This is a genomic window from Sutterella wadsworthensis 2_1_59BFAA (assembly GCF_000297775.1).
In the GTDB taxonomy this organism is placed as follows: Bacteria; Pseudomonadota; Gammaproteobacteria; order Burkholderiales; family Burkholderiaceae_F; genus Sutterella; species Sutterella wadsworthensis_A.
In genome coordinates, this window is the sequence record NZ_JH815517.1 from 80,597 (window position 1) to 107,014 (window position 26,418).

Annotated in this window: 22 protein-coding genes and 1 tRNA gene; 12 read left to right on the top strand and 11 right to left on the bottom strand. The window is 60.2% G+C overall.

Going from position 1 to position 26,418, the window contains the following annotated elements:
* Positions 1-9: 9 nt before the first annotated feature.
* From HMPREF9465_RS07670 to rplS, 6 genes are all read left to right on the top strand, one after another.
* Positions 10-759 (top strand): electron transfer flavoprotein subunit beta/FixA family protein, encoded by a 750-nt coding sequence (locus HMPREF9465_RS07670; RefSeq protein ID WP_005435701.1) that lies wholly within the window; start codon positions 10-12, stop codon positions 757-759.
* 21 nt (positions 760-780) lie between these two features.
* Entirely contained in the window at positions 781-1,716 is a 936-nt protein-coding gene (locus tag HMPREF9465_RS07675; protein WP_005435703.1) for an electron transfer flavoprotein subunit alpha/FixB family protein, read from the top strand.
* A gap of 233 nt (positions 1,717-1,949) precedes the next feature.
* Positions 1,950-2,198, top strand: a complete 249-nt coding sequence (gene rpsP, locus HMPREF9465_RS07680; RefSeq protein WP_005435705.1) for a 30S ribosomal protein S16 — start codon at positions 1,950-1,952, stop codon at positions 2,196-2,198.
* 215 nt (positions 2,199-2,413) lie between these two features.
* Positions 2,414-2,932, top strand: coding sequence for a ribosome maturation factor RimM (gene rimM, locus HMPREF9465_RS07685; protein WP_005435707.1), 519 nt, complete (start codon positions 2,414-2,416; stop codon positions 2,930-2,932).
* Between the two features lie 11 nt (positions 2,933-2,943).
* Complete coding sequence (trmD, locus tag HMPREF9465_RS07690) at positions 2,944-3,684, top strand: tRNA (guanosine(37)-N1)-methyltransferase TrmD (RefSeq protein WP_005435723.1); 741 nt, start codon at positions 2,944-2,946, stop codon at positions 3,682-3,684.
* Positions 3,685-3,769: 85 nt separating this feature from the next.
* Positions 3,770-4,138, top strand: a complete 369-nt coding sequence (rplS, locus tag HMPREF9465_RS07695; protein ID WP_005435727.1) for a 50S ribosomal protein L19 — start codon at positions 3,770-3,772, stop codon at positions 4,136-4,138.
* A gap of 66 nt (positions 4,139-4,204) precedes the next feature.
* On the opposite strand, the gene HMPREF9465_RS07700 is transcribed toward rplS, so the two are convergent.
* From HMPREF9465_RS07700 to leuS, 6 genes are all read right to left on the bottom strand, one after another.
* Positions 4,205-5,443 carry an ISL3 family transposase gene (locus tag HMPREF9465_RS07700; RefSeq protein ID WP_038007215.1) on the bottom strand — a complete coding sequence of 413 codons (1,239 nt, stop codon included), beginning with the start codon at positions 5,441-5,443 and terminating at the stop codon, positions 4,205-4,207.
* Between the two features lie 219 nt (positions 5,444-5,662).
* Positions 5,663-6,856 (bottom strand): THUMP domain-containing class I SAM-dependent RNA methyltransferase, encoded by a 1,194-nt coding sequence (locus HMPREF9465_RS07705; RefSeq protein WP_005435729.1) that lies wholly within the window; start codon positions 6,854-6,856, stop codon positions 5,663-5,665.
* A gap of 35 nt (positions 6,857-6,891) precedes the next feature.
* Positions 6,892-8,160: a glutamate-5-semialdehyde dehydrogenase gene (locus tag HMPREF9465_RS07710; RefSeq protein ID WP_369818385.1), complete on the bottom strand. Its 1,269-nt coding sequence runs from the start codon at positions 8,158-8,160 to the stop codon at positions 6,892-6,894.
* Between the two features lie 176 nt (positions 8,161-8,336).
* Entirely contained in the window at positions 8,337-9,338 is a 1,002-nt protein-coding gene (holA, locus tag HMPREF9465_RS07715) for a DNA polymerase III subunit delta (protein WP_005435735.1), read from the bottom strand.
* 3 nt (positions 9,339-9,341) lie between these two features.
* Entirely contained in the window at positions 9,342-9,854 is a 513-nt protein-coding gene (lptE, locus tag HMPREF9465_RS07720) for an LPS assembly lipoprotein LptE (protein WP_005435737.1), read from the bottom strand.
* A 188-nt stretch (positions 9,855-10,042) separates the two neighbouring features.
* Entirely contained in the window at positions 10,043-12,679 is a 2,637-nt protein-coding gene (gene leuS / locus HMPREF9465_RS07725; protein WP_005435739.1) for a leucine--tRNA ligase, read from the bottom strand.
* Positions 12,680-12,909: 230 nt separating this feature from the next.
* Here leuS and HMPREF9465_RS07730 point away from each other — a divergent pair, with 230 nt between their 5' ends.
* Positions 12,910-15,363: an ATP-dependent helicase gene (locus HMPREF9465_RS07730; protein ID WP_005435741.1), complete on the top strand. Its 2,454-nt coding sequence runs from the start codon at positions 12,910-12,912 to the stop codon at positions 15,361-15,363.
* 87 nt (positions 15,364-15,450) lie between these two features.
* Positions 15,451-15,526, top strand: a tRNA-Arg gene (locus tag HMPREF9465_RS07735).
* 375 nt (positions 15,527-15,901) lie between these two features.
* On the opposite strand, the gene HMPREF9465_RS07740 is transcribed toward HMPREF9465_RS07735, so the two are convergent.
* From HMPREF9465_RS07740 to HMPREF9465_RS13260, 5 genes are all read right to left on the bottom strand, one after another.
* Positions 15,902-16,783 (bottom strand): IS3 family transposase, encoded by an 882-nt coding sequence (locus tag HMPREF9465_RS07740; RefSeq protein WP_147645179.1) that lies wholly within the window; start codon positions 16,781-16,783, stop codon positions 15,902-15,904.
* Positions 16,771-17,262 (bottom strand): helix-turn-helix domain-containing protein, encoded by a 492-nt coding sequence (locus HMPREF9465_RS07745; RefSeq protein ID WP_038007218.1) that lies wholly within the window; start codon positions 17,260-17,262, stop codon positions 16,771-16,773. Before HMPREF9465_RS07745 ends, HMPREF9465_RS07740 begins: the two co-directional genes overlap by 13 nt.
* 120 nt (positions 17,263-17,382) lie before the next feature.
* Positions 17,383-18,426, bottom strand: coding sequence for an L-asparaginase 2 (gene ansB / locus HMPREF9465_RS07750; RefSeq protein WP_005435743.1), 1,044 nt, complete (start codon positions 18,424-18,426; stop codon positions 17,383-17,385).
* A gap of 424 nt (positions 18,427-18,850) precedes the next feature.
* Positions 18,851-19,360 (bottom strand): sulfatase-like hydrolase/transferase, encoded by a 510-nt coding sequence (locus HMPREF9465_RS07755; protein WP_005435745.1) that lies wholly within the window; start codon positions 19,358-19,360, stop codon positions 18,851-18,853.
* The gene (locus tag HMPREF9465_RS13260; protein ID WP_005435747.1) at positions 19,357-20,724 is read right to left on the bottom strand and encodes a sulfatase-like hydrolase/transferase; all 1,368 of its coding nucleotides are present in this window, start codon (positions 20,722-20,724) and stop codon (positions 19,357-19,359) included. The genes HMPREF9465_RS07755 and HMPREF9465_RS13260 overlap by 4 nt, the downstream gene beginning before the upstream one ends.
* A gap of 279 nt (positions 20,725-21,003) precedes the next feature.
* Between HMPREF9465_RS13260 and argG the strand changes: the two genes are divergently transcribed.
* From argG to kdsA, 4 genes are all read left to right on the top strand, one after another.
* Complete coding sequence (gene argG / locus HMPREF9465_RS07765) at positions 21,004-22,329, top strand: argininosuccinate synthase (RefSeq protein ID WP_005435749.1); 1,326 nt, start codon at positions 21,004-21,006, stop codon at positions 22,327-22,329.
* Positions 22,330-22,476: 147 nt separating this feature from the next.
* Positions 22,477-23,538 (top strand): cation diffusion facilitator family transporter, encoded by a 1,062-nt coding sequence (locus HMPREF9465_RS07770; RefSeq protein WP_005435751.1) that lies wholly within the window; start codon positions 22,477-22,479, stop codon positions 23,536-23,538.
* 220 nt (positions 23,539-23,758) lie between these two features.
* Entirely contained in the window at positions 23,759-25,414 is a 1,656-nt protein-coding gene (locus HMPREF9465_RS07775) for a CTP synthase (RefSeq protein WP_005435754.1), read from the top strand.
* A gap of 134 nt (positions 25,415-25,548) precedes the next feature.
* Positions 25,549-26,406, top strand: a complete 858-nt coding sequence (kdsA, locus tag HMPREF9465_RS07780) for a 3-deoxy-8-phosphooctulonate synthase (RefSeq protein WP_005435756.1) — start codon at positions 25,549-25,551, stop codon at positions 26,404-26,406.
* The last annotated feature ends 12 nt before the right edge of the window (positions 26,407-26,418 follow it).

The window sequence follows — 26,418 nt, forward strand, 5'->3', positions numbered from 1 at the left end:
AGTTTTTTGATGAAGATCCTGGTCGCTGTCAAGCGCGTGGTGGACGCCAAGATCAAGGTGCGCCCGCTTCCCGATCATTCCGGTGTGGATGTCAAGCTCGCCAAAATGGCGATGAATCCCTTTGATGAAATCGCAATCGAAAAGGCCGTCACGCTTCGCGAGGCTGGCGTCGCCGACGAAGTCGTTGCCGTGACCGTCGGTCCCCTCAAGGCCGTCGACACCCTGCGCGTCGCCATGGCGATCGGCGCGGACCGCGCCGTTCACGTCCGCACCGACGAGTCCCTCGAGCCCCTCGCTGTCGCGAAGGTGCTTCGCGCCGTCGTCGAGCGTGAAAAGCCCGATCTGGTGCTTCTGGGCAAGCAGGCGATCGATGACGACGCCAACCAGACGGGGCAGATGCTCTCCGCCCTTTGCGACATGCCGCTGGCAACCTTTGCCAACGAGATCGTCCTTGAGGGCGGCCGCTGGGTCGTTACCCGCGAGACCGACGGCGGGACGCAGACCGTCTCGCTTGCAACGCCTGCCGTCGTGACGGCGGACCTGCGTCTTGCCGAGCCGCGCTACGTGACGCTGCCCGCCATGGGCAAGGCCCGCAAGAAGCCTGTCGAGGACATTGAGCTTGCCGGCCTCGGCATTGACACGGCTCCGCGCATCCGCATCCTCGGCGTCGAGGAGCCGCCCGCCCGCAAGGCAGGCGTCATGGTCTCCGGCGTCGACGAGCTCGTCGACCGCCTCAAGAACGAAGCGCACGTCATCTGAGAAAAGAGGGAGTAAAGCAAAATGACAGCTCTTTTGATTGCCGAACATGACAACGTGACGCTCAAGCCCGCAACGGCTCAGGCGCTCACGGCTGCGCTCAGGATGACGGACGTCGTCGACGTCCTCGTGGCGGGCAGCAACGGCCAGTCCGTTGCCGAGCAGGCCGCGAAGCTCTCGGGCGTGCGCACCGTCTACTACGCCGACCATCCCCAGCTCGCCCAGGAGGCGCCCGAAGTGCTCGCACGCCTCGTGCTTGACGAAGCCGAAGGCTATTCGCACGTGCTCTTCGTCGCCTCCGCCGTCGGCAAGTCCGCCATGCCCCGCGTGGCCGCGAAGCTCGACGTCTCCCCCGTTTCCGACGTTCTCGACGTCAAGGGCCCCAAAACCTTCGTGCGCGGCATCTATGCGGGTTCGCTTCTCGCGACCGTCGAGGTGACCGATCCCGTCGTCGTGGCCACGATCCGCACGACGGCCTTCGAGGCCGCCGCTCAGGAGGGATCCGCTGTCGTCGAGGAGGTCATCGCTCCGGAAGGCTATGACGCCTCCCGCTTCGTGCGCTTCTCCGAAGCCAAGTCCGACCGTCCCGAACTCGTCTCCGCCCGCATCGTCGTCGGCGGCGGGCGCGGTCTTCTCGACGAGGCCGGCTTCAAGACCCTTGAGGCCTTCGCCGACTCCATCGGCGCGGCCGTCGGCGCCACCCGCACCGCCGTCGACATGGGGCTCTGCCCCAATGACTGGCAGGTGGGCCAGACGGGCAAGATGATCGCCCCTGAGCTCTATATTGCCGTGGGCATCTCCGGTGCCATTCAGCATACCGCTGGCATCAAGGATGCCAAGACGGTCGTGGCGATCAACAAGGACGCCGAGGCTCCGATCTTCGAGGTGGCCGATTACGGTCTCGTCGCCGACGGCGTCGAGGCGCTTGAGGCTTTGCGCGCCAGACTCGGCACCAAGTAAGAAGAGGGAGTTTCCCCGCTTGCATGCCCGCCCGCCTTGCGCGGGCGGCTTCTTTTTAGAAAAGGCTGAAAAAATCGCGTTGACGGACTTGCGTCCTGTGTTCCCGTGAGATAAAATTCAGACCTTTCGCAACGGGCGGATTGACCGCGCGCTGCATGAAGAATTCTTCCGAACGCTCCTCGTGACGGGGGCTTCGGCTTTCAATTGAACCAATAAGTTAAAGAGGTAAACTCATGGTTATCGTTCGTCTCGCCCGCGGTGGCTCCAAGAAGCGTCCGTTCTACAGCATCAACGTCTGCGACAGCCGTTGCCGCCGCGACGGCCGCTTCATCGAACGCATCGGCTACTACAACCCGATGGCTGCCGGTCAGGCCGTCCGTCTCAACGTCAACCAGGAACGTCTGGCCTACTGGCAGAGCCAGGGCGCCCAGCTCTCCGAAACGGTTGCCCGTCTCGTGAAGGAAGCCAAGGCTGCCGCCTAATTTCCTGACGGAAAGCACTAGTCATTGCGCCGGACTTTAAACGGCGCGGAAACCCCGCAAAACCTCAAGTGCGGGCTCGCTCGCAAGCGGTCGTGCCTCTCGTGTCCAGCACATCGTGATCCGTTCGCAGCACCTGGAGCCCGGTATCTACGCCTGAGAGTCTGCGGGGTTTTGTTTTGTTCGCAAAAAACGATTGATTTTCGGAGACTGTTGTTATGGACGATCTCGTCGAGCTCGGACGCACCGCCGGCGCCTACGGCTTCCGCGGCTGGGTGCGCATTGTGCCGCTGGAATCCGGCGAAGTGCTTCAGAAGGCCAAGACCTGGGTCCTCACGGACCTCAAGGGTGTGCGCACGACGCTCAGCATCGAGGCCTTCCGTCGTCACGGAGACGGCTTCATCGCCAAGTGGGCGGGCTGTGAAACGAAGGAGGCGGCCGACGCCGCCCGAGGCCGCGTGTCGGTCTCCCGCGCGGACTTTCCTGATGCGGGCAAGGACGCCGTGTGGGCCGTCGATCTGGTCGGCTGCAAGGTCGTCAACAAGGAGGGCACGGCCCTCGGCACGGTCGAGAGCATCGGCTCCAACGGCGCGCAGGATCTGCTCGTCATCGCCTACGACAATGCTGACGGCAAGAAGGCCGTGTTCATGCTTCCGCTCGTGAAGGACGTCTATCTGATCGCCATTGATACCGACGTCCGCACGATCACCGTCGACTGGCAGCCCGACTGGCGCTGAGGAGGCGGATCATGCGCTTTGACGTCGTTACGCTCTTTCCGGAAATATTCGACTCGATCACGAAGTGCGGCATCACCGCCCGTGCGATGAAGCGAGGCCTGTGGTCCTGCCACACCTGGAATCCCCGCGCCATGACCGAGGACGTGCACCGCACGGTCGACGACCGCCCCTTCGGCGGCGGTCCCGGCATGGTGATGATGGCCGATCCGCTCGCGAAGACGGTCGACATGATCCGTGCATCCGGCAACCGCGGCCGCGTCATCTCCTTTGCACCCAACGGCACGAAGCTCACCGATGAGCGCGTTCGCCGCATGGTGGCCGAGGATGAGAGTGTCGTGCTCGTGTGCGGACGCTATGAGGGCATTGACGAGCGCTTCCTGTCGACCTATGTCGACGAGGTGGTGAGCCTTGGGGACTTCGTTCTCTCGGGCGGCGAGATCCCTGCATGCGCCCTGATGGACGCCGTAGTGCGACAGCTCCCCGGCGCCATCAAGGATCTCTCCACGTCGGACGAGAGCTTTGCGACTGGGCTTCTTGACGCGCCCCACTATACGCGTCCCGAAGTCTGGCGCGGCATGGAGGTGCCCTCCGTGCTCCTTTCCGGGCACCACGCAAACATCAGCAGGTGGACGCGCGAAGAAAGTTTGCGATTCACCTTGCAAACTCGCCCGGACTTGATTAAAATCGCGGATTCTTCTGGCAAGTTGAGCGATGCGGACCGCAAGTGGTTGCGCGCCAACGGCTGGAAGTAAGATTTTGGATTAATTTTGCCATCCTCTCGGCGGTGGGCTCAGCTCCCTCAAAAACAGCCGCATGACGATGGTTTTGGAGAAAAAAATGAATCTGATTCAGATTCTCGAACAGGAAGAAATGGCCCGCGTCACCGCTGGCAAGACGATCCCCTCTTTCCGCGCCGGTGACACGGTTGTCGTGAACGTCAACGTCGTTGAAGGTTCCCGCAAGCGCGTTCAGGCCTTCGAAGGCGTCGTGATCGCCCGCCGCAACCGCGGTCTCAACTCTTCCTTCATCGTCCGCAAGATCTCTTCCGGCGAAGGCGTTGAACGTACGTTCCAGCTCTACGCCCCGACGATCGCTTCCATCGAAGTGAAGCGCTACGGCGATGTCTGCCGTTCCAAGCTCTACTACCTGCGTGACCGCTCCGGCAAGGCCGCTCGTATTAAGGAACTGCTGGTTCGCAAGAACTAATCTGAAGGCTCCGGCTGACAGACATGAAAAATCCCCGCGATTTCGGTTGCGGGGATTTTTTTTGGTTCATCTCGGAAGTCCGTGGAACGCGGCCTTGACTTTTAAGAAAAAGTACTGATCGTCTCGGAAGCCATAAGCTCGTCGCTTAATTTGCTTGATTTTATTGTTGACACCTTCAAGCACAGAGGTGTTGATCTTAAAGTCCGCGGCTGCAATGATGCCCTGCACATAGCCCCTGAGGTTCTTGCCGAAATCTACCAAGGGCGTGATCCTGCTGTGAGTGGCTCGGTGAATCCAGTCCATAACCAAAGCAATTGCTTGTCCGCGCGTTCCCAAACTCCAGAGATGTCGAAGTTCGTCTCCCATGAGATAGCATTTGAGCAACGGCGTATTAAGTTTCGAAAGCTCCGCCAGTTTTGTATGCTCCTTCTCCGTGAGGTTTTCAGGGCGCTTGTACAAGAGGTACCGGGAGCTCTTCACGACTTTTCTTAACCAAGGCGCATGCCTGAGGGAATTGGCCGCGTCCACCCTGACTCTGTCGATCACCTTTCTGCCGAAGTTGGACAGGACATGAAACAAGTCGTAGACAACCACGCCGTTGGGACAGTTCTCTTTCACCTCAAGGTCGAAGGCAGAGTTTTGATCCATGGCAACAGCTCTTATCCCAGCTTTTTGCTCTGGCGTAAGTAAGTTAAAGAACTTTCGAAGCGTAGCTCTGGAGCGACCACGATCAAGCCAAAGGACTTTCTTTGTATCAATGGAGTACACAACTGTGGCGTAACGATGCCCGCGATGAATGGCGAATTCATCCACAGCCAAGCGGCGAGAGTTATCCCAATGGAAATGTTCGTACAATCGCCGCAACCGGGCCTTGTCGATCTCTTTCACTGTATCCCAGGAAAGATTCGTTTCTTGAGCAGCGTAAGCCACCGTTTCTTCAAGCGTTCTGTGCTCAACGTGCTCGCGCAATAGCTCGGTATACCGCTTGAACGGCGCAAGCCATTCTACGGCTTCCATTGGATGCCCTTTGCAATGAAGGCAGTCCACTCGTCGCAATGTCACGTTGAGCTCAACAAAATACCCTAAAAGGGAGCGCTCCTTGATTCTTCTGGAAACATAGCCGTGAACGAGCGGTGCCTCATGGCGGCAGCGCGAACATATCGGCATTGATCCTTCGACAGGTCGCAAATCAAGAATTAGAGTCTTCCTGCCATCTACGGGCGAGACTTGAATCTTGAAGGAAGTGATCTGGAAGCCGGGCCATGGATCGAGAGATTTGAACAGTTGCTCTACAATATTGGTCATAGCGCTCATCCTTTTTTCGCGGTTCTTCGCTTGTAATTTGAATCTGCCTGAAATTTGGAGTGAGCGCTACTTTTTTTCTTGGAGGGAGCCGACCAGACTTTTTCTTAAAAGTCAAGGCCGCGTTCCACGGACTTCCGAGATGAACCTTTTTTTTCGCGCTCGAAAAACAGAGCCCCCATGCTGTGCACGGGGGCTCTGTTGCGAGGAGAACGGAGGGACTTATTCGTCCGCCTCTTCGCGCGGCTTTCTGCGGTTGCTGCCCGCAACCATGTCAAAGCGGAAGAAGCGGCATTCAAGCGGTCCGTTGAAGAGAACTGTCTTGCGCGACTCCTTGAGGCGCATCTGCTGCGGGAGCGTGCGGTCGGAGGTGAGCATCCAGGCGGTCCAGCCTGCGAAGTTGGCCTTCAGATTGTCGGCGACGTGCTTCATCATCGACTGGATGGAGGCGGACTTCGGGTTGGACTGTTCACCGTAGGGCGGGTTTGCGATGAGAAGTCCGGGCGCCATGCCTTCTTCGGGACAGGCTTCGCGGGCGTCGCCCTGACGGAAGGTAAGGCGTCCGTCGTCGAGCATGTCGCCGAGGCCCGCGCGGCGGGCGTTTTCCTCGGCCTTCTCGACGACGAGGGACGAGATGTCGCTGCCTGCAATGCGGATCCTGACGTGCCGATTGACGGCGGCGCGCGCATCTTCCTTCATTTCGGCCCAGAGGTCGACGTCAAAGCCCTCGAGCTTTTCGAAGGCGAAGCGGCGGTTGAGGCCAGGCGCCATGCCTGCAGCCATCTGCGCAGCTTCGATTCCGATCGTGCCCGAGCCGCAGAACGGATCGATGAGTGTTTGGGAGGGATCCCAGCCCGAGAGCATCAGAAGACCTGCCGCAAGGTTTTCCTTCAGGGGAGCCTCGCCGTGGGTGAGACGCCAGCCGCGCTTGAAGAGCGCTTCGCCCGCAAGATCCAGATAGAAGGTGCAGGTGTCGTAGGTGAGGAAGGCGGCGATGCGCACGTCGGGGTTGTATCGCTCGACGTCGGGACGACGTCCCGCGAGGTCGCGGAAGCGGTCGCAGATGCCGTCCTTGATGCGGAGCACGGCGAAGTCGATCGATTCGAGCGGACAGCGCTGGCCGTTGGCCGAGACCTTGATCGTCAGGTCGGGACCGAACCACTTCTCCCAAGGGGTGTCTGCAGCCATTTCATAAATGTCGCGGGTGTCCCAGTAGGAGGCCTCGGCGACCTTCATGAGCACGCGGCTGGCGAGGCGGGAGTTGAGGCATACGGCCATCGCCGTGGCGGCGGAGCCGGAAAAGGAGACGCCGCCACGCGCAGCGCGGATGCGTTCGGCGCCGCAGGCGGAGATTTCGCCAGCAAGCAGTTCTTCAAGCCCGAAGGGGCAGACGGCGTAAAAGGAAAGGTTGGCCATGGATTGTCAGTCGGTGTGTGTTCAGAAAGGGGCGGTCAGCGGCGGCCTTCGCCGTGGCCGAGCACGACGTACTTGAGCGAGGTGAGGCCTTCAAGACCGACCGGACCGCGCACGTGAAGCTTGTCGGTAGAGATGCCGATTTCAGCGCCGAGGCCGTATTCGAAGCCGTCGGCAAAGCGAGTCGAGGCGTTGACCATCACGGAGCTCGAGTCCACCTCGCGCAGGAAGCGGCGGGCGTTGTCGAAGTTCTTCGTGATGATGGCGTCGGTGTGGTGCGAGGAATGGAGGTTGATGAAGTCAATCGCCTCGTCGAGACTTTCGACAATGCGGATCGAAATGATCGGGGCATTGTACTCGGTATCCCAGTCCTGCGGGGTGGCGTCGACGGCGCTCATGCCGCTCTGTTCGACGATGCGGCGGGAGAGCTCGTCACAGCGCATCTCGACATCGTGGTCGTGGAAGACGCGGGCCATGGGAGGCAGAAAGTCGAAGGCGACGGCGCGGTGCACGAGCAGCGTTTCAGTGGCGTTACAGGGCGAGTAGCGCTGGGTCTTGGCGTTTTCAGTCACGCGAACGGCTATGTCGAGGTCGGCTTCGGCGTCGACGTAGGTGTGGCAGATGCCCTCAAGATGCTTGATCATCGGAACGGTCGCTTCGGCCGTGAGACGGGCGACGAGGCTCTTGCCGCCGCGCGGAATAAGCACGTCGACGTAGTCGCGGGCACGGATGAGCTCGCCCACCAGGGCGCGGTCGGAGGATTCGATGAGTTGGACGGCGCGTGCGGGGAGGCCTTTTTCGGCAAGGGCCCGGCCGACAAGCTCCCAGAGGACCGTGTTGCTGCGAAGCGCCTCATGGCCGCCGCGCAGGATGATGGCGTTGCCCGACTTGACGGCAAGGGCGGCGGCGTCGATCGTCACATTGGGACGGGACTCGTAGATCATGGCGAGCACGCCGAGGGGCACGCGCATGCGGCCCACCTGAATGCCGCTAGGCCGGAAGGCAAGATCGGTGACAGTACCCACGGGATCCTCGAGTGCGGCGATCTGGCGGCATCCTTCGGCCATGGCGCGAAGACCTACGGCGCTGATCGTCAGACGATCGAGAAAGACCTCGTCCAGACCTTCGGCGCGGGCGGCCTCGAGGTCGGCCTCATTGGCGGCGCGGATGTCCGCCTCCTGTTCGAGCAGAAGCTCGGCGATGCGTTCAAGCACCGCATTCTTGGCGGCCGTGGAGGCGCGAGCCATGGAGCGCGAGGCTTCGCGGGCCTGACGGCCGATGCGGCTGATGTAATCGCTGGGAGTGATGGTGATTTCGGGCATGATGCGCGGTTCCTGAAAAAGGGCCGGAGAACGCCGCCCTCAAAGGACGGGGCGGCATGCATTTTCCGGGCATGTCTTTCCATTTTAGCCCGAACGACGGCATCTCTTTGATCTTTGCAGGACCTGCGGATGCGCGAAGGCCTCCTCCCGTGGAGCCGGCTTCAGGAGGCGAGAAAGAGGACGACGCTCTTGAGCTCGATCCAGGGATCGGAGTCCCGCTTGGGAACGGGAAGCCCCTTGACGAGCCTGTCGATGTCGGCGCAGACGGAGAGGGCGCCGCAGAGCTTCTTCACGGTGAGGCGGCGGGCGGCCTTCTGAAGGGACGGCGTTGCGAAGACTCCGGTCACTCTGGACTGGCCGTTGTCGTAGCCCGTGCGCAGCTTGATGAGGGAACGGATTTCGGCAGTGAGCATGGCCAGCAGGAAGGGCAGGGCTTCGGCCTGCGCCTCAAGCCCGTCGATGATGCGCACGATGCGGTCGGCCTGACCGAGGCGCATGCTCTCAAAGAGCGTGTCGAAATCGAATCGGGCGTTGCTCGAGACGGCCTGACGGAGCTGTTCGGAGGTGATCTCGCCCTTAGGATGGAGAAGAGAGAGCTTTTCGATCTCTTGTGCGGCAGCAAAGAGGTTGCCCTCCATCATATCGGCGAAGTAGTCGAGCGTCTCGGGGGACATGACGAGCTCGTGGCGGGCGAGTCTTGCCTTGAGCCAGGAGGGGAGTTGTGCGCGTTCCACGGGCGAGCAGTCTACGACGGTGGCCTTGCGCTGAAGCGCCCCCCACCACGCCTCCTTCGTGACCGTCCAGTCGGGGGCGGGCATCGTGATGAGCGTGACGACGCCGTCGATCGGGTTGTCAAGATACTTCACGATGGCGGGCGCGCCGTTCTTGCCCGGATTCCCCGTGGAGAGACGCACGTCGACGATCTTGCGGTCGTCGAACATGCCGATGTCGGCGGCGGCCATCGGCAGGCGCGACCAGTCCGCTGAGGCGTTCATGTCGAGCACCTGACGGTCTGTGTAGCCCTGTCGGCGCGCTTCGGCACGGATGGCGTCGCCTGCTTCGACGGCGAGGAAGGCGTCCGAGCCCGTCAGAAGCCAGAAGGGATCCAGACGTCCGTCCTTCGCGGATCGCGCGAGGTAGCCCTGGAGCTGGTCGGCCTTCACGGATCAGCCTCCCGCCTGCTTCGGGGGCTTGATCGCCTCGATGCGGCGCATGAGCTGGTTGACGAGGTCGGCCTCCATGTCGCGGTAGAGGAATGCCTCCTCCTTTTCACGCGAGAGGAAGTCCGATTCGGAGTAGGTGAGGTCTCGGCTGGCGGTGAGCGTCACGGCTTCCATGTAGTCGATGCCGCTGGGGTTCGACACTCGGAAGGAGAGCGAGAGCGTGATCTCGTATTCACGGGCGCGGCCCGTGTCGTTGATCGAGAGGACGTCGCGCGAACGGGAGTCGGAGAGGAGTTCAAGGATCGCTTCGGCCTCGGAGGGCGTGTTCACGATCGTGACGTCGGATCCTGCCAGAAGCTCCTGTCTGAGACGCACCGCAAGGTACGAGTTTTCCGGCATCTGGAGGTACAGGGTCCTGAACGGCGTCGAATAGGAGCCGCGCAGCCGGAAGCCGCAGCCTGTGAGCGGGAGTGCGCCGATGAGGGCGGCGCCGAGAAGATGACGACGGGAAGTCACGGAGATGATCCTCGGGATGGCAGGATGATGTTGGAGGCCCCTTGGAAGGGCTTCGGAATCATCAATTATAACGGCCGACCGCAGGAGTCGAGAAGGAGTCAAGAAGACGGGGGAGTGCGAAAGAACGAGGGCCTGCGTCCGGTCGGACACAGGCCCCCTTAGGATGGTCAGCTTGAAGGTGCGGCGCCTTACTTGGCGACCACGACGTTCACGAGCTTGTTCTTCACGATGATGATCTTGCGGACCGTCATGCCTTCAGTGAAGCGCTGCACGTCTGGATTGGCGAGTGCGGCGGCCTCGATTTCGGCCTGAGCGGCCTCGGCGGGTACGAGGATCTCGCCGCGGAGCTTGCCGTTGACCTGGACGACGAGCTTGAGCTCGTCGGCCTTGATTGCGTCTTCGCTGACTTCGGGCCACGGTGCGTCGATCAGGTCGCCGATGCGTTCGACGAAGCCGAGCTCCTGCCAGAGCGCCGTCGTGATGTGCGGGGCGATCGGGTAGAGCGTGCGCAGCAGGATCGAGGCACATTCGCAGAGAGCCGCCAGATCGGCGGGCGTCTCGCCCTTGAAGCCTTCGATCGTGTTGAACATCTTCATGCAGGCGGAGACGACCGTGTTGTACTGCATGCGGCTGAAGTCGTACTCGGCCTGGCGAAGCGTCGTGTGGACTTCGCGGCGCAGGGTCTTGGCGTCGTGCGGAAGCATCTGGCCTTCAAGGGCACCTGCACTTGCGATGAGGTTCTTCTTCGCGAATGCCCAGTTCCAGATGCGGCGCAGGAAGCGGTAGGTGCCTTCGGCGCCGGAGTTGGACCAGGCGGCGGACTGATCGGGAGGACCAGCGAACATCACGAAGCTGCGGGCCGTGTCGGCGCCGAATTTCTTGATGATGTCGCGCGGCTCGACCACGTTGTTCTTCGACTTGGACATCTTTTCGATGCCGCCGAGGGTGACGGGCTGACCGTCGGCCTTGCAGACGGCACCGACGGGGCGGCCCTTCTCGTCGTACTGGACCTCAACCTCGTCCGGGTAGAACCAGACCTTGCGGCCGTCGTCGCCGTTGCGGTAGTAGCAGTCGGCCATCAGCATGCCCTGGGTGAAGAGGTTCTTGAACGGCTCGTCGTACTTGACGAGGCCGAGATCGCGCATCACCTTCGTCCAGAAGCGGGCGTAGAGCAGATGGAGCACGGCGTGCTCGATGCCGCCGATGTACTGGTCCATCGGCATCCAATAGTCGGCGCGCTTGTCGACCATGGCCGTGGAGCAGTCGGGCGAGCAGTAGCGCTGGAAGTACCAGGAGCTGTCGACGAATGTGTCCATCGTGTCGGTTTCGCGCTGGGCGTCGCCGCCGCACTTCGGGCACTTGACGTTGAGGAAGGATTCGCACTTGGTGAGCGGGTTGCCGGAGCCGTCGGGAATCAGGTCTTCAGGCAGCACGACAGGGAGATCCTGCTCGGGGACGGGCACGGGGCCGCAGCACGGGCAGTTGATCATCGGGATCGGGGTGCCCCAGTAGCGCTGGCGGGAGATGCCCCAGTCGCGCAGACGGAATTGGACCTGTTTGTCGCCGAGGCCGCGGGCCTTGAGGTCGGTGGCGATGGCGTCGAAGGCTTCGTGGATACCGAGGCCGTCGAACTTGCCGGAGTTGACGAGACGGCCGTCAAGCGTCTTGTCGCCGTACCAGTCTTGCCATGCTTCGGTGGAGTAGGTCTCGCCCTCGACGGCGATGACCTGACGGATCGGAAGACCGAACTTTTTGGCGAAGGCGAAGTCGCGCTCGTCGTGGGCGGGCACGCCCATCACGGCGCCCTCACCGTAGCTCATGAGAACGTAGTTGGCGATCCAGACCTCGACGTTGTCGCCCGTGATCGGGTGGCGGACGTAGAAGCCGGTGGGCACGCCCTTCTTTTCCATGGAGGCCATGTCGGCTTCGCTCACGCTGCCCTTCGAGCATTCCTCGATAAAGGCCTGAAGGTCGGGGCGGTTGCGGGAGACGTAGGCGGCGAGCGGATGCTCGGCGGCGATCGCAACGAAGCTCACGCCCATGAGCGTGTCGGGGCGGGTCGTGTAGACGCGCAGAAGCTTCGGGGTGCCCTCGAGTTCGTACGGGAAGGAGAGGTTCACGCCTTCGGAGCGACCGATCCAGTGCTCCTGCATGCGGCGGACCTGCTCGGGCCAGCCCTGAAGCTGGTCGAGGTCGTCAAGGAGTTCCTGAGCATACTGCGTGATGCCGAGGTAGTAGCCGGGGATCTCGCGCTTTTCGACGACGGCACCAGAGCGCCAGCCGCGGCCTTCAATCACCTGCTCGTTGGCAAGCACGGTCTTGTCGACGGGGTCCCAGTTGACGATCTGGGTCTTGCGGTAGGCGATGCCCTTCTCGAGCATCTTGAGGAACATCCACTGGCTCCAGCGGTAGTATTCGGGCTTGCAAGTGGCGACTTCGCGCGACCAGTCGAAGGCGAGGCCGAGCGGCTCCATCTGGCTCTTCATGTCCGCGATGTTCGAGTACGTCCAGGCGGCGGGAGCAACCTTCTTGGCGATGGCGGCGTTTTCAGCCGGCAGGCCGAAGGCGTCCCATCCCATCGGGGTCATCACGTTGTAGCCTTTCATGCGGTAGAAGCGGTACATCACGTCGTTGAGCGTGTAGTTACGGACGTGTCCCATGTGAAGCTTGCCGCTCGGGTAAGGGAGCATGGAGCAGACGTAGAACTTGGGTTTGGGCTGTCCGTTGTTGTCGACCGCGTTCTCGACGGCACGGTAGACGTCCTTGGCCTTCCACATGGCCTGGACTTCGGATTCCACTGCCTGAGCAGAGTAAGTCTCGCGCATAACGCCTTCCAAAGAAGAGGGTTCAAAAAAAGAATAATTGCCTAGTATACCTGTTGCGGAGCGCCTTCGGCATTGCAGGGACTGCCTAGCGGACGGCATCCAGGTCGTGATTTCGGGCGTTTGGGAGGGGAGCGGAGCGGGGGCGTGAGCCTGTCGTCGAAATGTGCTACCTTTTAGCCCGTCCGGCCCTTCCTGCCGGCTTCCGAATTCTTCGCCGGAGGTTTTCCCGCATGTCGTCCGATCTTCTTCAGTCCCTCAATCCCCGCCAGCTGCAGGCCGTCACGGCCCCCGAAAAGAGCGTACTCATTCTGGCGGGCGCGGGTTCGGGCAAGACGCGCGTGCTGACGACGCGCATCGCCTGGCTCTTGAGCGAGCACAAGGCCCAGACGGGAGACATTCTGGCTGTGACCTTCACGAACAAGGCCGCCAAGGAGATGCTCGTCCGACTGGAGGCTATCCTGCCCTACGATCTGCGCCGCATGTGGGTCGGAACCTTCCACGGCCTGTGCAACCGCATTCTGCGCACCCACGCCCAAGACGCGGGGCTCCCGAAGACCTTCCAGATTCTTGACTCGAGCGATCAGCTCTCCATGGTCAAGCGCGTCATGAAGGCGCTCAACATCGATACCGAGAGCTACGATCCCCGTCAGGTGGCGAACGTCATCAACTGGTACAAGGAAAACGGCATGCGTGCGTCGCACGCCGCAGGCCAGCAGGGCGGCGACGAGACCGCCGTCAAGGTCTATCAGGCCTACGAGCAGCAGTGCCAGCGCGAAGGCGTCGTGGACTTTGCCGAGCTTCTTCTGCGCTGCTACGAGCTTCTCGACCGCAATGAAATCGTCCGCTCGCATTATCAGAACCGCTTCCGTCACATTCTCGTCGACGAGTTCCAGGACACGAACGTCCTGCAGTACCGTTGGCTTCAGATGCTGGCGGGGTTCGGACGAGGCCCCGGCGGCGCACCGATGAACGCCGTCTTCGCCGTGGGTGACGACGACCAGTCGATCTACGCCTTCCGAGGTGCGAACGTGGGGAACATGAGCGACTTCCTCCGCGACTTCGGCGTTGAGGAGCCCATCAGGCTTGAGGAGAACTATCGCTCGACGGGGACGATTCTTGACGCGGCCAACGCGCTCATTGCACACAATTCGAACCGTCTCGGCAAGAATCTCTGGACGTCGGGCAGCCGCGGCGACCGCATCTGCGTGGCAGAGCTTGACGACGACCGCGCTGAAGCAGAGTGGATCGCCCGCGAAATCGAGGCGGACCGCTCCCGAGGCCGCGCCTGGCGCGACCATGCGATCCTCTATCGTGCGAACGCGCAGTCGCGCGCGCTCGAAAGCGCCTTTACTGCCCGAGGGATTCCCTACCGCATCTACGGCGGACAGCGCTTCTTCGAGCGTGCCGAAGTCAAGCACGTGCTCGCCTATCTGCGCCTGATGGACAACCCGGGCGACGACACGAGCTTTCAGCGCGTCGTCAACTTCCCGCTTCGCGGGATCGGTGCGCGCACGATCGAGACGCTGGCGGAGGAAGCCGCCGCACGCGGACTCACGCTCTTCGGCACACTCTTTGCGCCCGACTACAAGGTGCCCCCGAAGCTCGCGGCCTTCCGCGAGCTCATCATGAACATGCGCGAGGAAGCGGATTCCCTCAGCCTTCAGGACGCCATCAAGCTCGTCATCGTGCGCTCGGGTCTTGAGGCCCACTACAACGCCGAGAAGGACGGCGAGGACCGCATTGCGAACATGCGTGAAATGATGTCGGCTGCGGCGGGCTACATCGCCAACGAGGGTCTGCCCGACAGCATGCCTGCCTTCAGGCCCGCCGATGAAGGCGGTCAGACGCCGCTTCAGGGCTTTCTGACTCAGGCGACGCTCGAGGCGGGTGACAAGAACGAGCAGGGTGATGTGGACGCCGTTCAGCTCATGACGGTGCACGCCGCCAAGGGTCTGGAGTTCCCGCAGGTCTTCATCGCCGGTGTCGAAGAAGGACTCTTCCCGCACTTCTCCGCCCTCAAGGACGAGCGGGGTCCAGGCGTCTCCGAAGAACGCCGCCTGATGTACGTGGCCATCACGCGCGCCAAGCAGCGTCTGGTCATCACGTATTGCAAGAGCCGCATGCAGTACGGCGAATACCGCAGGAACGAACCCTCAAGCTTCCTTGACGAGATTCCTGAGCAGCTGGTCGACAACAAGGACCTGACGGCCGAAGCACAGGGCTACAGGAGTTCGTACGGCGGGCAGAGTCGTGCAAGTGGTTACGGATGGGAGCGTCCGTCCTTCGGCGGATCGCGCGGTGGCGAGCGAAGTTACGGCCGCTCGTCCTCTTCCTCCCGCAGCTGGAGTTCGTCTTCGTCGTCCCGCGGTGGCTCGTCCTCCTACGGTTCCTCGCGCTCGTCCGCTTCTCAGGATAAGGACGACTGGCGCAGGGGACTCTCGGGCGCAGGCGGCACTTACCGCTCGGGTGAGGATCCCGTCGTGAAGAAGGCGGCCGCGCGCGCAGCAGGCTCTACATTCGGCTACGAGGCGGGCGACAAGGTAGAGCACAAGAAGTTCGGTCGCGGCGTGATTGAGTCGATCACGGGCTCGGGCAATGATGCCCGCGTCTACATCCGCTTCAACGACGTTGGCCGCAAGGAGCTCCTCCTTGCGCTTGCAGCGAAGAACATGCAGAAGAAGTGATGCACGGGACTGGCTTTTTGCAAGGACTTCACTGCAATCGGTCAGGATCTGCTAGAATTCACTACCCTGACGCAAGACAGGACGGTGGTGGCCATAGTTCAACTGGATAGAACTGTCCCCTCCTAAGGGACGGATCTGGGTTCGAGTCCCGGTGGCCGCACCAGGCACATCTTGACGTCAAAACGAAGTGGCTCGTTCAATGTGAACGGGCCATTGCCGTTTCTGGAGAGTCCCTGTATTTGTTCAACAGCTGCCTTGGCTGCGGCCGTGCCGCCGCTGTGATGAAAAAAGCCCTGAACCTTTTGATCTGGACCCCGAAACTTGGACTACAAAATAAACTCCAAGTTGAGTGCGGCCGATTTTAACGCTCGCCGCTTGGCATAGCCGGGACAAGCAAGTCCCGGCTACGCCGATAGCGTATTTTATCTGGGGCGCGTCAAGGGACGACCGAACAACTTAGATCCTCCCAAAGGGCCCCTCCAACTTCTTCGGTCAACCCTTGACCCGACTCATCGCTCTCAGACCGCTGAGAACGCTCTTATTCCGCTTTAACATAACGCTGACGGTACTCGGATGGTGCGTATCCATCCAAACGCTCCTGAGGTCTCTTCGTGTTCCAATGGGCGATATAAGCCGTCAGATCGCTCTTGAAGGCGTCAAAGCTATCCCAGCACTGCCCCCTGAAGAACTCGTCCTTCATATGGCCAAATGCCTGCTCTGTTGCCGCATTGTCCAAACAGTTACCCTTGCGAGACATGCTTCGCGTGACGTTGTGCTCCTTGGTCCATTTAATCCAATCAGGATTCTGATATTGCCATCCCATATCGCTGTGAAGGATGGGACTAGCCCCAAGGGGTAACGCCTTCACCAACGCGTCGAACATCTCTTCTTGCTGATCCATGTTGGGCGATCGACTGATGGAGAAAGCCAGAATCTCATTGGAGTAAAAGTCAACGACCTGAGCGAGGTATACCTTACCGAAGGACAAAGCGAACTCTGTCACATCGGTACCGATCTTCGTGAAGGGGCAGGCTGTTTTGAAATCGCGTGCCAAGAGATTGGGAACGGTACGATTGTCGCCTTTATAAGAGCTGTACTTTCCAAACCCCTGTCGCCTAATCTTACAGATCAACCCCAATTCTCGCATTACCTTCAATACCGTCTTTTTCGCGATGACGATGTTGAACTCACGACGTAAACGCATGAAGATCTGGCGATGGCCGCAACCATTTGACGTGCGGTTGAAGATTTCCTTGACCTTCTCATGAACGTCCGGGCGTGTAGCTGCCTTCGGATGTTTACGGGCATAGTAGTAGCTCGACCGGGGCAACCCAATGATCTTCAACAGAAGATCAAGATCATGTTGCCCTGAAAGAGAATAAACGATCTCTGCTTTCTCTCGATTGCTCAGTTTCGCCAATCTTTCAGGGCCGCGACTTTTTTTAAGATGGCATTCTCCGCTTCAAGTTGCTTGATACGAAGTTCCAGCTTCTCCATGGGGGTCAACTCTTGCACGGGCTTCTGCTTGGCCCCTAACTGACGTCCCCTTTTCTTCGGTTGCAGACCTGCTTCGCCATGTTCACTATAAATCTTGCACCAACGTCGAAGAAGCTTGGGAGCAACGCCATATGCAGCCAAGATGTCTTGGTACGAGACCTGATCTTCAATGCGAGCTTTGACTGCTGCCAGCTTGGTTTCGTAGGAATGTGTCGTTTTGACGGTATGTGACATTAGAAATCGAGAAACGCCCAAAATACGAATTGTAGCGCGCCAATCCCTAAGATCATGCTCATCCAGCCCAAGCTGGGTCATTATCTCTTGATAGCTTGCGCCATCCTCATAGAGCTCGAGAAACCTCAGCTTTCTAGCTTCAACTGTTCCCTTCCATTTATGTCCCATACAGATGGTCCCCAATTCTTTGTCCAAGAATCGGGGACCACATCACTTTCGGATCAGGGCTTTTTCAAGACTTGAGTCATGCGCTTCAGCAATCATGTGAAGCGCAGGCGGAGACTTCGATTAGTAGAGGTCGAAGTACTTCTGGACTTCCTTCCAGTCGGAGGTCTTCGTCAGGGCGAGCTGCAGGAGGACGCGGGCCTTCTGCGGATTCAGTTCGCCGGAGGAGACCCAGTGCTGGGCCTTGTCGTCCACTTCAGCGTCCTTCGTGGTGGCGCCCGTCGGAACGCGGGAGGAGCGAACAACGACGGCACCGTTCTTCGTGGCCTGTTCAAGAACCGGCCAGATGGACTTGTGGATGTTGCCGTTGCCGACGCCGGCGTTCACGATGCCCTTGTAGCCGGCCTTGACGAGCGCTTCAGCCTGGAGGCCTTCCACGCCGGCGTGGTTGTAGACGATGCCGACCTTCGGGAGTTCCTTCAGACCCGTGACGTCGAACGGCGTGGCGGTCGTGTGAGCACGAACCGGGAGCGTGGAGTACGTCACCTTGTTGTTGAAGATCGTGCCGACCTTGCCGAAGTTGGCGGCCTGGAACGTTTCGGGCTGAACCGTGTTGGTCTTGATGACTTCACGAGCGCCGACGACGATGTTGTCCATGGCGACCACGACGCCCTGCTTGGCGGTTTCAGGCGTGGCGGCGGTCAGAACGGCGTTGTAGAGGTTGCGCGGGCCGTCAGCACCGAGGCCCGTGGACGGCAGCATGGCGCCGACCATGGCGACGGGCTTGTCGCACTTGAGCGTGAGGTTCAGGAAGTAGGCGGTTTCTTCCATCGTGTCCGTGCCGTGCGTGATGACGAAGCCGTCATACTTCTTGCAGTCGGCGTTGATCGTCTGGGCGAGCTTGAGCCAGACTTCGTCGGACATGTCCTGAGAGCCGATCTGGGCGACCTGCTTCGGGGTCACGTTGGCGATGTTGGCAAGTTCCGGAACGGCGGCAACGAGATGGTTGACGCTCACCTTGCCGGCCTGATAGGCAGTGCCCGTAGCGGAGGCGCCGGCACCGGCGATTGTGCCGCCGGTAGCGAGAACGGCGATGTTCGGAAGGGCGAGGGCGGCGCCGGAGGCGGCGACGAGGCCGAGGCCGATCAGGGTCTGCTTCATGGACATGGTTGTTTGCTCCTCTAGTTTGGAGCGCGTCAGTTGAATGGCGCTCCTGTTGTTTGAGTGTCCGCCGCTTGAAAAGTGGCGGACTGGCCGTCAGGGGTACCCTGCAGTTCGTTTTCATGGTCCTGAAACCGCAGTACCTTCAGGTAACTCGTTCAGTCTATACGGATTGATTGAGGTCAAGCAATCAACAGTGCATTGCGTTTGATCTTGGACTAGAAAGATTGAAAAATAGGAAAACCCCTATGGAAAAAAGTAAGAGTGTCACTCTGGACTGTTTGTAACGGAATATTGGTTTTGCCTCTTGTGTAGGCGAAAGGACGGAGATGTCGTCGATAAGCGGCAGTGTGAAAGGAACGTGGAGGGAAGAAAGCCATGTCGGCAGCCTTTGGAGGTTGCCGACATGGCTTGTGAGTCGAAATCGACTTTAGAGGTTTGGATCGCTGTCAATGCGAATATCTCCGTACATGGTGCGAAGCTCCGAGACAGGGCGGTCGTATGTAAAAGAGGAAATGTCGTTTTTGGGGTTGTAAAACGGCCATTCCTTGAGACCGAAGACGCCGCAGAGCGAGTCGAACATCATGTCGTTCGTAAACGGTTTCACTGCGTTTTCCTTGAGCGCGGCGACGGTCTGAGGGTGCTTTTTCACGAAATCGTCCGACATGGCAAACCACAGGGGAATTCTGGCCATGTCCCAAGTGAAATGAGCCGGCCTGTGTCCGAGCTTTGGATTCTCTCCGTGGTCGGCCATATAAATCATGACCTGAAAGTCGGGACGTGCCTTGAAAGCCTCATAAAGTTGGGAAAGCACCCAGTCGTTGTACCTGAGGGAATTGTCGTAGGCATTCGTCCTGTCCTGCTCGTCCCAGAACTTGTATTCCGGGGGGTAACGATTGGGGTAGTCGGTATGACTGCCAACGAGATGGATGAAGATCACAGTAGGCTTCCCGTCTTGGGTGGGAAGATGCTTGAGGAGTTCTCCGTCATAAGTTTCCCCAAGCCAGACGTGATGATCCGCGTTGCTTGAAATGATCGATATGGGTGTGGACCAAGCGAGATTTTGCTCTGATTGCTCAGCCAATACGTTTCATAGCCGGAGGCCCTGACGACCTCGACGATGGAAGGACTGTCGTCATAGCTGATGTCGTTGTATTGGTTTTTGGCCGTGAGTGCATAGGTGAGCGCTGACACGGTTGCGACATACGACGTATACGCCTTGTCGAACAGAATGAAGTTTCTGTCGGAACGCATGTCCTTCAGCCAGGGAGTCGTTTCGTGTTCCTGAGGGCCGTATGCCGTCATGCGGTCACGGGTATGCGACTCGCCGATCACGAATACGAATAGACCGCTTCGACCTTTCTGACCGGCTTTGGCCAGTTCTTCAAGAATCGCCTTGCGTTGTTCATATCCTTCTTCGAAGCGACCTGTTTCCCTGATGTGGATGTAGGCGTTATAAAACGCGTAAAGCGATACGTTGTTGGCACTTTTGAAACTGGAGATGGCCGCCAGACAGCAAGTTGTCAAAACGGCAATCCTGAAGGCGGTCGTCTGGGGCAGGGAGCGGGAGTGCATTCCTTTTTTGAAGGCTGCTACGGACAGGGCAAGGAGTGTAAGGCACGCAAGCGCAACAACGCCCATCATGAACGGTCCCATAAAGGTCAGGTATTCCCAAGCTTCATTCGGATGGGTCTGAGCAAGCGCGAGCACGATGTCCGGAGTCAGAAGTGCGTCAAAGCCGATCAGGTAGACCAGAAAGCTCGCGATTGGCAGGAAGGCGAGAATCCAGCAGCAGGTCATGAGGGCGGCAGCGGAAAATCTGACGGCACGATGTCGGATCAGGCCCGTCAACCCAGTTCCCGCAATGAGGAGGACGGCTTGAGTCATGGCCCAGACATTGTTCTCAGCAATGTCAAGGGTTGAGAGAGGCTTTGTTTCGAGAAAGGCAGTTGTAATCGGAGGGATGCTGAGGATAAGCCAAAGAACAAAGCCAAGGGCCAGATCGCGGTGGTTATTTCTATAGAGGCAAAGAAAGGCGGCGAGAGGGACGGCTCCTAGAGCCGTGTGAGAAGCCTTGCCGAGCAGACCATGGAGAGAACCCGTCAGTGCTGCATTTGAGGCGACGAGCAGAAAAACGGCGGCGATAAAGTACATCAGGCACTGTCCCAGAACAGGCAGCAGTTGCCTGATGCGGGCAAGCAACGGATAGGCTTCGAGCTTGAGAAAATTCATTTTGTATTGGTAATGCGATTTTCTGACGAGGAGGTGGAATGTCAGCAGGAAGGCTTTCGGAGAATGGGCCATTATGCAAAGTCCGTCGGAGAAATGCAATTCTGCGTGCCGACTTGCATGCTGCAGGTGTTTTTTGTTGCTAAGGCGGACAAATGCGGTCATATGTCGACCATTTGTCTGTCGTTCTCAGACCGTCTAGGTACAACTCCTCAAGCTGTTTGAGGACTCTTCAAAAAGTTTCACATAGTGGCGTTCGGAGGCGGCAGGCGGGGCTGAGAGAGCGGATAATCATCGCCACAGGCCCCAGGTTGCTGGGTAAACAACAACACGAACTCACAAGAAACTCAAAACATGTCTGAAACGATCCTTCAAAGCGTTCCCGTCGGCCAGAAAGTCGGCATTGCCTTTTCCGGCGGCCTCGATACGAGCGCTGCTCTTCGCTGGATGAAGAACAAGGGCGCTCTGCCTTACGCCTACACGGCCAACCTCGGCCAGCCCGACGAAACTGACTATGAAGCCATTCCGCGTCGCGCCATGGAGTACGGCGCCGAAAACGCCCGCCTGATCGACTGCCGCGAACAGCTCGTGAACGAAGGCATCGCCGCCATTCAGTCCGGCGCCTTCCACATCTCGACGGCAGGCCAGCTTTACTTCAACACCACTCCGCTCGGCCGCGCCGTGACGGGCACGATGCTCGTCGCCGCCATGCGTGAGGACGGCGTCAACGTCTGGGGTGACGGATCCACGTACAAGGGCAACGACATCGAGCGCTTCTACCGCTACGGTCTTCTTGCCAACCCGAACCTCAAGATCTACAAGCCTTGGCTCGACGTGCAGTTCATCAGCGAGCTCGGCGGCCGCGCCGAAATGTCTGCCTTCCTTCAGAAGGAGGGCTTCAATTACCGCATGAGCGCCGAGAAGGCCTACTCGACCGACTCGAACATGCTCGGCGCCACGCATGAGGCCAAAGACCTGGAAAGCCTCGACTCCAACATGAAGATCGTTGAGCCGATCATGGGCGTCGCCTTCTGGCGCGACGACGTTGAAGTCAAGCCTGAAACGGTCACGGTTGAATTCAACGAAGGCGTTCCCGTCGCCATCAATGGGCAGAAGTTCTCGAATCCCGTCGCTCTCATGGAAGAGGCCAACCGCATCGGCGGCCGTCACGGTCTCGGCATGTCCGACCAGATCGAGAACCGCATCATCGAGGCCAAGTCCCGCGGCATCTATGAAGCTCCGGGCATGGCGCTTCTCTTCCTTGCCTACGAACGCCTCGTCACCGGCATTCACAATGAGGATACGATCGCCGAATACCGCATCAACGGCATCAAGCTCGGCCGCTACCTCTATCAGGGCCGCTGGTTCGACAGCCAGGCGCTGATGATCCGCGAAAGCGCTATGCGCTGGGTCGCCCGTGCCGTCACCGGCGAAGTGACGATCGAGCTGCGCCGCGGCAATGACTACACGATCGTCTCCACCAAGAGCCCGAACCTGACGTACGAACCGTCCCGCCTCACGATGGAGAAGGGCGACTCGATGTTCACCGCCGTCGACCGCATCGGTCAGCTCACGATGCGCAACCTCGACATCACGGACACGCGCGCCAAGCTCGGCATCTACGCCAGCGCGGGGCTTCTCGCAGGCAGCGGCTCGGTGGCGATGCTCACCGGCAAGTAAGTCCTGTCGCCGCCCGAGGGCATGCCTGACGGAGGCGGAGGCTTTATAATCCGTCTCAAATCAGAACAAAGGCCCGGACAGCCCTGAGGATGTCCGGGCCTTGCGCTTGTCTGCGCGCAGCAGAGGTCAACAACGGCACCATTCATCATGTCCGAACAGAAGCATTTCGACGACGTTTTTCAAAAGCCCGAGCCCAACTCCGAGTTCTCGAGTCACGGCCGAGGAGACAGCCACTGGCTTCATGCGGCCGAAAAGACGAAGACGAGCGTGCTGGGCTTCGCGGTTGCGCTCACGCTCAGCTTCTCCGTCATCGAGCTTGTGGGCGGCCTCTGGGGCAATTCTCTTGCTCTGATCGGCGACGCCGGGCACATGGTGACCGACTCGGCGAGCCTGCTTTTCGCGTTAGTTGCCAACAAGATCGCCCAGAAGGGGGCGGACGACGACCACTCCTTTGGTCACGGCCGCGTCGAGGTGCTTGCCGCCTTCATTAACGGTCTCGTGATGCTCTGCGTCGTGGGATGGATCTTCTTCGAGGCCGTCTCGCGCATCATGACGCCCGAACCCGTCTCCGGCCTTTCCGTCATGGCGATCGCGGCTGTGGGTCTGGTGATCAACATTCTCGTTGCCTGGTCCCTCTCCCGAGACCGCAAGAATATGAACACGCGCGCGGCGCTTCTGCACGTGATGGGCGACCTGCTCGGCTCCGTGGCGGCCATCGTTGCGGGCGCCGTCATCTACTTCGGCGGTCCGACGATTGCCGACCCGATTCTCTCGCTCGTCGTCTGCTGCCTGCTTCTGCATGCAACCTGGGAGATCCTCCGCGACTCGACGCGCGTTCTTCTTGACAGCGTGCCTGAAGGCGTCAACTATTTCAGCGTCGGTCGCACGATCGAGGCTATCCCAGGCGTCAACCGCGTGCACGACCTGCACGTCTGGACGATGAGCCCCGGTCACGGCGCCATCCAGTGCCACGTGCACATCGAAAGCCCCGAGTGCTGGCCCAAGATCCTCGACGTGTTGCGCAGGCAGCTTCATGAGGAGTTCCAGATCGACCACGTCACCGTGCAGCCCGAGTGGGACTTTCGCGGCAGCGACGAAGAGTGCGAGGTCTGCCGCTATGCGGAGTTCGAGGCCGCCTGCCGCGCGGACTTCGACGATCCGAGGGCCGCGCCTGCGGCGCCCGTGCTCGATGCGGAGAAGCTTCTCTGAGCCCGAGGGCTTCCTCCGTACGCGTAGGCCGGGCGGGGAAGCCCTTCGGGAGTCCCGGCAAAAAGTCGTGTCGGCGTCGGGAGAATTCTCGTACAATGAATAATCGGCCTGATTCGGAGGCGGCGCGGAAGCGGAGACGTTTTTCGGGCGGTATGCCGAACTTCAGGTATAATCTCGGCTTTAATTTTTTCCTGTACCTCCTTGCGTGGGGCTCTTCTTCATGACCAAGTACGTATTTGTGACCGGCGGCGTTGTCTCTTCTCTCGGCAAGGGCATCGCCGCCGCTTCGTTAGCGGCTATTCTGGAATCTCGTGGTCTGAAGGTGACCATGATCAAGCTCGATCCGTATATCAACGTCGACCCGGGCACGATGTCGCCTTTCCAGCACGGTGAAGTTTTTGTGACGGAAGACGGGGCGGAAACCGACCTCGACCTCGGTCACTACGAACGCTTCATCTCCACGAAGATGCACAAGCCCAACAACTTCACGTCGGGTCAGATCTACGAGAGCGTGCTTCGCAAGGAACGTCGCGGCGAATACCTCGGCAAGACCGTTCAGGTGATCCCGCACATCACGAACGAAATTCAGGAGTTCATCCAGCGCGGCGCCGCCAGCACCTTTGACGGCAAGCCCGACGTGGCCGTCGTTGAAATCGGCGGTACGGTCGGCGACATTGAGTCCCTGCCGTTCGTCGAGGCCGTCCGCCAGATGTCCTTCCGCGTGGGCCGCAACAACACCTGCTTCATCCACCTGACGCTCTGCCCGTGGATTCCGTCCGCCGGCGAGCTCAAGACGAAGCCGACCCAGCACTCCGTTCAGAAGCTCCGCGAAGAGGGCGTCTATCCCGACATGCTCCTCTGTCGCGCCGAGCACATGATCCCGGAAGGCGAGCGCGCCAAGATCTCGCTCTTCTCCAACGTGCCGATGGACTGCGTGATCAGCGTCGCCGACGCCTCCACGATCTACGAAGTGCCGCTCATGCTCCACGCCCAGCATCTTGACGACCTCGTCTGCAAGAAGCTCGGCCTTGAGACGAAGCCCGCCGATCTCTCCGCCTGGGAGGACATCGTCCGTCGCATCAAGAACCCGCAGCGCGAGGTCACGGTCGCCATGGTCGGCAAGTACGTCGACTACGCCGACAGCTACAAGTCCCTCAACGAAGCGCTGATCCATGCCGGCATCCGCACGGAGACCCGCGTCAAGATCCGCTACGTCGACGCCGGCCAGATCGAAGAGGAAGGCGCCGAGAAGATCCTTCAGGACGTCGATGCGATCCTCGTCCCGGGAGGTTTCGGCAAGCGTGGCACGGAAGGCATGATCAAGGCCATCGAGTTCGCCCGTGAAAACAAGATCCCGTTCCTCGGCATCTGTCTCGGCATGCAGATGGCCGTCATCGAGTTCGCCCGTCACGTGTGCGGTCTCGGCGGAGCCAACTCCACCGAGCTCGATCCCGACACGGCCCATCCCGTCGTCGCCCTCATCACCGAGTGGAAGGACCGCACGGGCAGCGTCCAGAAGCGCGACGAGTCGTCCGACCTCGGCGGCACGATGCGCCTCGGCCGTCAGGAAGTTCCCGTCGAAAAGGGTACGCTCGCCCACAAGATCTACGGCGACGTCGTGGCTGAACGCCATCGTCACCGCTATGAGGTGAACAACGCCTATGTGGCCCAGTTCGAGGAAAAGGGCATGGTCATTTCCGCCAAGACTCCGACGGAGCACCTCCCCGAAATGATGGAGCTCCCGGGCCATCCCTTCTTCTTCGCCGTCCAGTTCCATCCGGAATTCACGTCGAGCCCCCGCTTCGGCCATCCGCTCTTCAAGGCCTACATTGAGGCCGCGATCGCGCACGCCGATGAAAAGAAGGCTCAGGCCTAAGCCGGACTGATCCGACCTAGACGCAAGGCAGCTCAACGGGCACTGCAGTTCGTGGGGCTGCCTTTTTCATTTCGGGCGCCGTCTTGTCTGGACGACTTTTCCGGGGCGCGCCCTCCTGCAAGAGGACAACAAACATGAAGCTCTGCGGCTTTGACATCGGGCTCGACCGTCCGTTCTTCTTGATCGCCGGCCCCTGCGTGCTCGAGGGCGAGCAGATGGCCGTCGACATCGCCTCCGCCATGAAGGAGATCACGGACGAGCTCGGCATTCCGTATCTCTTCAAGGCGAGCTATGACAAGGCGAACCGCACGTCCGCCCATTCCTTCCGCGGTCCCGGCATGGACGAGGGCCTTCGCATTCTCGCCGCCGTTCGCGAGAAGGTCGGCGTGCCCGTTCTCACCGACGTGCATACCGAAGCAGAGGTCCCCGTCGTCGCCTCCGTCGTCGACATGCTCCAGACGCCCGCCTTCCTCTGCCGTCAGACGGATTTCATCCGCGCCTGCGCAGTTTCTGGCAAGCCCGTCAACATCAAGAAGGGCCAGTTCCTTGCACCGGGCGACATGCTCAACGTCGTCGAGAAGGCCCGTGAGGCCGCCTCGGCTGCAGGCCTTGACCCCGACGTCTTCACGGTCTGCGAGCGCGGCGCCTCGTTCGGTTACGGCAACCTCGTGTCCGACATGCGAAGCCTTGCGATCATGCGCCAGACGATGGCTCCCGTGGTCTTCGACGCCACACATTCCGTGCAGCTTCCCGGCGGCAACGGCACGTGCTCCGGCGGTCAGCGCCAGTTCGTTCCCGTGCTCGCGCGAGCTGCGGTCGCAGCGGGCGTCTCCGGCCTCTTCATGGAAGCCCATCCGACGCCCGCCTCCGCCAAGAGCGACGGTCCCAACCTCGTTCCGCTCGGCCGCATGCGTGAGCTCCTCGAGAGCCTTGTGGAGATCGACCGCCTCGTGAAGGCCCGCCCCTTCCTTGAAGATACGATCAACGGGTAAAATATTCTGATG

What these genes read in the sequence shown, in the direction of transcription:
- HMPREF9465_RS07670 (WP_005435701.1), top strand. Translation starts at nt 10, where the DNA reads ATGAAGATCCTGGTCGCTGTCAAGCGCGTGGTGGACGCCAAGATCAAG.
- HMPREF9465_RS07675 (WP_005435703.1), top strand. Translation starts at nt 781, where the DNA reads ATGACAGCTCTTTTGATTGCCGAACATGACAACGTGACGCTCAAGCCC.
- rpsP (WP_005435705.1), top strand. Translation starts at nt 1,950, where the DNA reads ATGGTTATCGTTCGTCTCGCCCGCGGTGGCTCCAAGAAGCGTCCGTTC.
- rimM (WP_005435707.1), top strand. Translation starts at nt 2,414, where the DNA reads ATGGACGATCTCGTCGAGCTCGGACGCACCGCCGGCGCCTACGGCTTC.
- trmD (WP_005435723.1), top strand. Translation starts at nt 2,944, where the DNA reads ATGCGCTTTGACGTCGTTACGCTCTTTCCGGAAATATTCGACTCGATC.
- rplS (WP_005435727.1), top strand. Translation starts at nt 3,770, where the DNA reads ATGAATCTGATTCAGATTCTCGAACAGGAAGAAATGGCCCGCGTCACC.
- HMPREF9465_RS07700 (WP_038007215.1), bottom strand. Translation starts at nt 5,443, where the DNA reads ATGACCAATATTGTAGAGCAACTGTTCAAATCTCTCGATCCATGGCCC.
- HMPREF9465_RS07705 (WP_005435729.1), bottom strand. Translation starts at nt 6,856, where the DNA reads ATGGCCAACCTTTCCTTTTACGCCGTCTGCCCCTTCGGGCTTGAAGAA.
- leuS (WP_005435739.1), bottom strand. Translation starts at nt 12,679, where the DNA reads ATGCGCGAGACTTACTCTGCTCAGGCAGTGGAATCCGAAGTCCAGGCC.
- HMPREF9465_RS07730 (WP_005435741.1), top strand. Translation starts at nt 12,910, where the DNA reads ATGTCGTCCGATCTTCTTCAGTCCCTCAATCCCCGCCAGCTGCAGGCC.
- HMPREF9465_RS07745 (WP_038007218.1), bottom strand. Translation starts at nt 17,262, where the DNA reads ATGGGACATAAATGGAAGGGAACAGTTGAAGCTAGAAAGCTGAGGTTT.
- ansB (WP_005435743.1), bottom strand. Translation starts at nt 18,426, where the DNA reads ATGTCCATGAAGCAGACCCTGATCGGCCTCGGCCTCGTCGCCGCCTCC.
- HMPREF9465_RS13260 (WP_005435747.1), bottom strand. Translation starts at nt 20,724, where the DNA reads ATGGCCCATTCTCCGAAAGCCTTCCTGCTGACATTCCACCTCCTCGTC.
- argG (WP_005435749.1), top strand. Translation starts at nt 21,004, where the DNA reads ATGTCTGAAACGATCCTTCAAAGCGTTCCCGTCGGCCAGAAAGTCGGC.
- HMPREF9465_RS07770 (WP_005435751.1), top strand. Translation starts at nt 22,477, where the DNA reads ATGTCCGAACAGAAGCATTTCGACGACGTTTTTCAAAAGCCCGAGCCC.
- HMPREF9465_RS07775 (WP_005435754.1), top strand. Translation starts at nt 23,759, where the DNA reads ATGACCAAGTACGTATTTGTGACCGGCGGCGTTGTCTCTTCTCTCGGC.
- kdsA (WP_005435756.1), top strand. Translation starts at nt 25,549, where the DNA reads ATGAAGCTCTGCGGCTTTGACATCGGGCTCGACCGTCCGTTCTTCTTG.